Source organism: Mesorhizobium sp. P5_C1 (assembly GCF_054049815.1).
In genome coordinates, this window is sequence record NZ_JBFULQ010000002.1 from 54,456 (window position 1) to 60,489 (window position 6,034).

Sequence of the window (6,034 nt, forward strand, 5' to 3'; positions counted from 1 at the left end):
GATGTTCCTCTCAGACGGGCTCTATCTGCCCACCCATCGTCCGCTGCCGGCGTCGCAGCTTGAGCAAGCGCGGCGTGCTGCCAACAACAATCGCAGGCCGGTCAGACTGGTCGCGCCCTTCACTCCGACATGGTGGCTCCTGGTCGCCGGCGGCTTGCTGGTCGCCGCCACCATCGCTGCTCAAGTTTCCTGATCGCAAAGCAGAAGATTATCATGCAACGTTCTCATATCCCCTCTGACGGAAACGCCCTTCACCGTTTCGTGGTCGGGCGCGACGGCGAAGGCCACTGGATCGCGCGCGACGAAGAAGGCATGACCGGCGGTGTTTTCGCCGACAGGACCTCGGCTGTTCGTTTCGCCACGATGGAAAGCGGTCATCAGGCCGGCGCGATACGCTTCGCCCCGGCAAGCGTGTGCCTTTCCCTCTTCAACTGATCCTGTTTCCGGCTGCTTTCACCGTTCCGGAACGTCTGACCATGGACACGTCCAACACTGCCGATCTGGCCGGATTGTTCGATCGTCTCCCGCATGTCGGCAGGCTGCTCGAACACCAGCTGTGGGAGGCCGCACGCGGCCTGTCGCTCGACAGATCGTCCCAGCAAGGCCGGCGGTTTGCCGGCCTGGTCGAGGCCGGCGCCACGCTCGACGCCGTCCTCCTGCTCGTCGCCCTCTCGAAACCGGAGCGCTCGGTTTCGTCGCTCAGCAGGATCGGCGAGCGATGGTTTTGCACCATTCAAACCCCGCCTGTAGCGACGCCGGGCAACGCCTGCATAGCCGAAGCGGAACATACCGATCTGGCTGCAGCGGTGCTCTCGGCTTTGCTTCTTACGCACGTCGAACAGGCGGCGTCCTCAAACAATCACCAAGGAGAATTTGATTGCCATGACACCCGAACAAGCACGAACGCGCCTGACCGGAGCGATGACCGCGCTGGTAACGCCATTCACCGACGGCGAGGTCGACCTGAAGCAACTGACCACGCTGCTGCGCTGGCAGATCGAACAAGGGATCAACGGGCTGGTGCCGTGCGGCACCACCGGTGAGTCCCCGACCTTATCGTGGGAGGAGCGCCTCGACATCATCGCGCTCTGCGTGAAAATTGCCGCGGGCAGGGTGCCGATCATCGCCGGCACCGGGACGAACAGCACCGAGACGACGATTGCTCTTTCGACAGCCGCCGAGGCTTTCGGGGCCGACGCTGCCCTCATCGTCACGCCCTACTACAACAGGCCGAGCCAGGAGGGGATATTCCGCCACTTCGAAGCGGTCGCCAGCAAGGTCAAGATACCGATAATCGTCTACAACGTCCCGGCCCGGACCGGTGTCGACCTGTCGCAGGAGACGGTCGAGCGCCTGGCGCAGATTCCAACCATCGTCGGCATCAAGGACGCCACTGGCGATGTGAACCGCCTGTCCTCGCTGCCCGCCGTGCTGAGGCGCCGTTTCATTTGCCTGTCCGGCCACGACTCCACGTCTTTCGGCTTCAACTCGATGGGCGGGCGTGGCACGATCTCCGTGGTCTCCAACGTCGCCCCGCGACTGTGCGTCGAGATGCATGATGCCTGCCGGCAAGACGACCACCACACCGCTCGGGCCATCCATCATCGCTTGCGGCCACTCATCGCGGCGCTCGAGCTGGAGAGCAATCCGGTACCGGTCAAGTACGCCCTGCATCTGGCGCTGGGGCTGAGCCCGGACGTCCGCTTGCCAATGACCCCTGTCCGTCCTGAAACTGCGACGGCAATTCGAGAGGCGATGGTGACTTTGAACGAAGGTGGACCCAGCGCAATGCAATCAGGACGGATTGCGGTCGCGCCTGCTCAGCAGCGGTTTTGATGGAGCGGCCTTGCCGTCGGCGGCATAAACCAGGCCCGGTTGGACGATCCATTCGCCAGCCCGCAGCGCTTCGACATCGAAACCCCCATCGGCGTCGCGCGTTGCAACGCCGACATAGCGATATCGGGATCYGCTCGCATCGATGACCGTATCGGCGATCGGATGGCCGGCGAGCCGGCCGATGATCGCGCCTTGTTCTCTGAGGTTTGCCAGGACGAAATATTCCGTAGGCACCCTGCGGCTGACCCTGGAGGTCAGCCAGACTGAATGTGTTCTCATGGTCCTTGAAGCCAGTCTGTCGTTCCGGCCGCCGTCGAGCGGCGGCCCGGAAGTACTTAATCGCTGGCCGCATAGGAATTCGAGAGCAGGTTTTGGCCTGAATTATATACGCCGCATATGGATGACGGCGCTCAGGGGACCCATTCGCCCGTTCCCAAAGCGGCTACCGCATCGACGATCCGCGTAAAGCTGGCGCGGGCGCGGCCGACCGTGTGCCGGGCTCGCAGATAGCCATGCACCAGCCCAGGTTCCTCGAACCAATATGCCCGTCCGCCGGCGGCGGCGACGCGTGCGCGATAGGCTTCGCCGTCTGATGACAGCGGGTCGCACTCGGCAGTGATCAGCACCGTCGGCGGCAGATTGGCGAAGTCGCCATCGGCGAGCGGCGACAGCGTGATGTCACCGGTCCCATCCACGCCGCCGGTGCGGACGTTCTTGTAGAATTCCAGGTCGCGCACGGTCAGCATCGGCGCCTCGGCATGCGTCACATAAGAGCCGCGCGAGCGGTCGCCGCCGAGCCCGGGATAGATCAGCACCTGCCCGATCGGCTTGCGCTGATGGCCGCGTGTCGCATGGCTGACGGCAGCGGCAAGATTGCCGCCGGCGCTGTCGCCGCAAAGCACGATGGGATGGTCGCGATTGGCGGTGGCCCATTCGAAGGCGCTCATCACGTCGTCGAAGGCCGCCGGATGCAGGTGCTCCGGCGCCAGCCGGTAGTCGACCGAAACCACCTCATAGCCGGTGCGGCCGCAGAGCTCGGCGCAGACATCGTCATGGCTGTCCAGCCCGCCGAGGATGAAGCCGCCGCCATGGAAGTAAAGCACCGTCGCCGCTGCCTGCGGCGCGCTTCGGTAGATGCGGATCGGGATATCATGGGTGGGCGTTGCAATGGCAGAGGTTTCGACTGCAACGCCCTCGGGGTAGCCGGCAAAGAACTCGCGGCACATCCGGTCATAGATCTCGCGCTGCTGCGCGATCGTGTAGTCGATCGTATCAGGCGGATAATAGGAATTGGTTCGCTCGATGAAGGCCCAGGTCTCGGCGTCGATGAGGGCTTGGTAGTCGGTCATGGGGCCCCACTACTTCCCCTTCCACACCGGCTCGCGCTTTTCGGCGAAAGCGCGAAAACCTTCCATATTGTCCTCGGAGCCATAGAGGGCATCGACCGTCGGCAATTGGCGGCGCGTCACCTTGTTCATGGCGTCCTGGAAGGTGAGCGCCTCGGCCACCCGCGCCGTCTCCTTGATCGCGGCAAACACCAGCGGCGGGCCGCCGGCGAGCAGCCGGGCGATCTCCCAGACGCGGTCCTCGAGCTTCTCCTTGGGCAGCACCTCGTTGACCAGACCCCAGCGATGCGCCTCCGCGACATCCATCCAGCGGCCGGTGAGCAAAAGGTCCATGGCGACATGATAGGGGATGCGCTTTGGCAACTTGATCGTCGCGGCATCGGCCAGCGTGCCGGCGCGGATCTCGGGCAGCGCGAAGGAGGAATGATCGGAGGCGTAGATGAGGTCGCACGACAGCGCCAGCTCGAAGCCGCCGCCGACCGCCATGCCGTTGACGCAAGCGATGACCGGCTTGTTGAGGTCGCGCAGTTCCTGCAGCCCGGCAAAGCCGCCGACGCCATAGTCGCCGTCGACCGCATCGCCGCCGGCAGCCGCCTTCAGATCCCAGCCGGCGCAGAAGAACTTGTCGCCGGCGGTTTTGACGATGGCGACGCGCAGGCTTGGATCGTCGCGGAATGCCTTGAACGTCTCGCCCATCAGCCGCGAGGTCTTGAGGTCGATGGCGTTGGCCTTGGGCCGGTCGAGCGTGACCTCGAGGATGGTGCCCTCGCGACGGGTCGAAATGACGTCAGACATTCTTCTTGTCTCCCAGCACCAGCAGCGCGTCGGCTATCCAGGCGCCCTTGCCCTCTGTGCAGACGATCAGCGGGTTGATGTCGAGTTCCTCGATCTCGCCGGCATTCTGCTGCACGAAGGCGGCAATGCCCGAGATAGCCTCGATGGCCGCGGCGACGTCGGCTTTCGGCCGGCCACGATAGCCTTCGAGCAGCGGGAACAGTTTGAGGCCGCGCAACGCCGCCTCGATGTCATCGCGGGTTGCCGGCAGCATCAGCGTGACGCTGTCGCGCAACAACTCGACCAGCACGCCGCCGGTGCCCAGCGTCATCACCGCGCCGAACATCGGATCACGGGTGAAGCCGACGATCAGTTCGGCGACACCGTCGCGCACCATGCGTTCGACATAGAGGCCGGTGCCGAGCGGCAGCAGGTCATGCGCTGCCGTGCTGACGGATTCGGCGTCCTTGAGGTTGAGCCTGACAGCACCGACCTCGGACTTGTGGGTGACGCCCAGCGCCTTCAGCGCCACCGGAAAGCCGAGCGCCATCGAGGAGATCACCGCCTCGACGGCATTGGCGGCGCGTTCGCCCTTGGGCACTGGCAGGCCGGCCTTGATCAGCCGCGATTTCGCCTCGGCCTCGTCGGGCGTGATGTGGTCGCCACCGGGCGCACCGGAGGCGGACGTGTCGATCGGCTGCGCCTGCGGTTCGCGCCACGCCCAGCCGATGAAGGCTGCCGCCTGGGCGGCGTCCATGGCCTCGGAAATGCCGAACAACGGCACCATGCCACGCGCCATCAGTCCGGCCGTGTATTCTTCCGGCAGGTTCTCGGGCAGCGAGGAGACGATTGCGCCTTGCGCCTTGTTGGTCTTCAGCGCCGATTCGAAGGCACGCAACGTCGCCCACCAATCGGTGTCCGAGCAGCGGTCGGGGCGCGGGAAGTCCAGCACCAGCATGTTGAGATCGAAGCCGCCCGACACCATGGCGGTGAAGGTGGCGGTCATCGCCGGCTCGTTGTTCCAGATGAAGGTGTGGTAGTCGAGCGGGTTGGCCACCGCCACCAGCGGCCCGAGCGTCGATTTGACATGAGCGCGGTGCGAACCGGTCAGGTCAGGGAAATTGACCCAGCGGCCTTCGGCGCTGTCGGCCATGACGGAGGCCTCGCCGCCCGAACAGCTCATCGACGACAGACGATAGCCGGGCAAAGGTCCGGTGACGTGCAGCAGCTTCAGCGCCTCGATGAAGGCCGGAATGGAATCGACGCGGGCAATGCCGAGGCGCTTCAGGAAGGCTCCCGAGGCCGCGTCCGAGCCGGCCAGCGAGGCGGTGTGCGAGACTGTCGCCTGCCGCGCCTGTTCGGAACGTCCGACTTTCATGGCGATGATCGGCTTCTTCAGCTCGCGTGCCCGGGCCGCCAGCCGTTCGAAGCCGGCTACCGAATCGAACGCCTCGATGTGCAGCCCGAGCGACGTGACCCGCTCGTCCTCGATCAGGCCGAGCGCCATTTCGGACAGGCCGGTCTGCGCCTGGTTGCCGGCGGTCATCAGGAAGGCGATCGGCAGGCCGCGCTTCTGCATCGTCATGTTGATGGCGATGTTGGACGATTGGGTGATGATGGCCACGCCTTTGCCGCCCTCGGCCAGCCTGATGCCGCCATGCTGGTCGGGCCACAAAAGTGCGCCATCGGTATAGTTGATCAGGCCATAGCAATTCGGCCCGATGATCGGCATCTGGCCCGCCGCCGCGACAAGCTCGGCCTGCAGCCGCTCGCCGTCGTCGTCATAGGCCTCGGTTTCGAGGAAGCCTGCGGCAAAGCAGACGGCGCCGCCGGCGCCGCGTTCGGCCAGCGCCTTGACCACCTCGATGGTCAGGTGGCGGTTGACGCCGACAAAGGCGGCATCAGGTGCGCCGGGCAGATCGGCCACCGAACGATAGGCCTTGCGGCCAGCCACCTCGTCCTTGGTCGGGTGTACCGGCCAGATCTCGCCGGCAAAGCCCATCTTGATCGATTGCGCGACGACGGCGGCAGCCTGCGCACCGCCGAAGACGGCGATCGACTTCGGCCGCAGGAGACGT

General features: G+C 65.1%; 8 protein-coding genes. 2 read left to right on the forward strand and 6 right to left on the reverse strand.

Annotation, left to right across the window (positions count from 1 at the left end):
• The first annotated feature begins 1 nt into the window (after window position 1).
• On the forward strand, window positions 2-193 hold the full coding sequence (locus tag ACXJ7R_RS00590; protein WP_457150097.1) for a hypothetical protein: 192 nt from the start codon (window positions 2-4) through the stop codon (window positions 191-193).
• Here the strand turns inward: ACXJ7R_RS00590 and ACXJ7R_RS00595 are convergent.
• Together ACXJ7R_RS00595 and ACXJ7R_RS00600 are read right to left on the reverse strand one after the other, a co-directional pair.
• Window positions 181-378 carry a hypothetical protein gene (locus ACXJ7R_RS00595; protein ID WP_457150098.1) on the reverse strand — a complete coding sequence of 66 codons (198 nt, stop codon included), beginning with the start codon at window positions 376-378 and terminating at the stop codon, window positions 181-183. The genes ACXJ7R_RS00590 and ACXJ7R_RS00595 overlap by 13 nt on opposite strands.
• Window positions 378-788, reverse strand: a complete 411-nt coding sequence (locus ACXJ7R_RS00600; protein WP_457150099.1) for a hypothetical protein — start codon at window positions 786-788, stop codon at window positions 378-380. The genes ACXJ7R_RS00595 and ACXJ7R_RS00600 overlap by 1 nt, the downstream gene beginning before the upstream one ends.
• A gap of 94 nt (window positions 789-882) precedes the next feature.
• Between ACXJ7R_RS00600 and dapA the strand changes: the two genes are divergently transcribed.
• Window positions 883-1,836, forward strand: coding sequence for a 4-hydroxy-tetrahydrodipicolinate synthase (dapA, locus tag ACXJ7R_RS00605; protein ID WP_457150100.1), 954 nt, complete (start codon window positions 883-885; stop codon window positions 1,834-1,836).
• Here dapA and ACXJ7R_RS00610 read toward each other — a convergent pair.
• From ACXJ7R_RS00610 to ACXJ7R_RS00625, 4 genes are all read right to left on the reverse strand, one after another.
• On the reverse strand, window positions 1,795-2,115 hold the full coding sequence (locus tag ACXJ7R_RS00610) for a hypothetical protein (RefSeq protein WP_457150101.1): 321 nt from the start codon (window positions 2,113-2,115) through the stop codon (window positions 1,795-1,797). The two genes, dapA and ACXJ7R_RS00610, sit on opposite strands and share 42 nt — an antisense overlap.
• 131 nt (window positions 2,116-2,246) lie before the next feature.
• Window positions 2,247-3,185, reverse strand: coding sequence for an alpha/beta hydrolase (locus ACXJ7R_RS00615; RefSeq protein WP_457150102.1), 939 nt, complete (start codon window positions 3,183-3,185; stop codon window positions 2,247-2,249).
• 9 nt (window positions 3,186-3,194) lie between these two features.
• Window positions 3,195-3,977 (reverse strand): carnitinyl-CoA dehydratase, encoded by a 783-nt coding sequence (locus ACXJ7R_RS00620; RefSeq protein WP_352628350.1) that lies wholly within the window; start codon window positions 3,975-3,977, stop codon window positions 3,195-3,197.
• Window positions 3,970-6,034: acetate--CoA ligase family protein (locus ACXJ7R_RS00625; protein WP_457150103.1), on the reverse strand; the 2,065-nt coding region annotated here is incomplete at its 5' end. The genes ACXJ7R_RS00620 and ACXJ7R_RS00625, both read right to left, overlap by 8 nt.

Bases quoted from the DNA above. Each gene is read 5' to 3' on its own strand.
- ACXJ7R_RS00595 (WP_457150098.1), bottom strand. From the start codon at position 378: ATGACCGCTTTCCATCGTGGCGAAACGAACAGCCGAGGTCCTGTCGGC.
- ACXJ7R_RS00615 (WP_457150102.1), bottom strand. From the start codon at position 3,185: ATGACCGACTACCAAGCCCTCATCGACGCCGAGACCTGGGCCTTCATC.
- ACXJ7R_RS00620 (WP_352628350.1), bottom strand. From the start codon at position 3,977: ATGTCTGACGTCATTTCGACCCGTCGCGAGGGCACCATCCTCGAGGTC.
- ACXJ7R_RS00600 (WP_457150099.1), bottom strand. From the start codon at position 788: ATGTTCCGCTTCGGCTATGCAGGCGTTGCCCGGCGTCGCTACAGGCGG.
- dapA (WP_457150100.1), top strand. From the start codon at position 883: ATGACACCCGAACAAGCACGAACGCGCCTGACCGGAGCGATGACCGCG.
- ACXJ7R_RS00590 (WP_457150097.1), top strand. From the start codon at position 2: ATGTTCCTCTCAGACGGGCTCTATCTGCCCACCCATCGTCCGCTGCCG.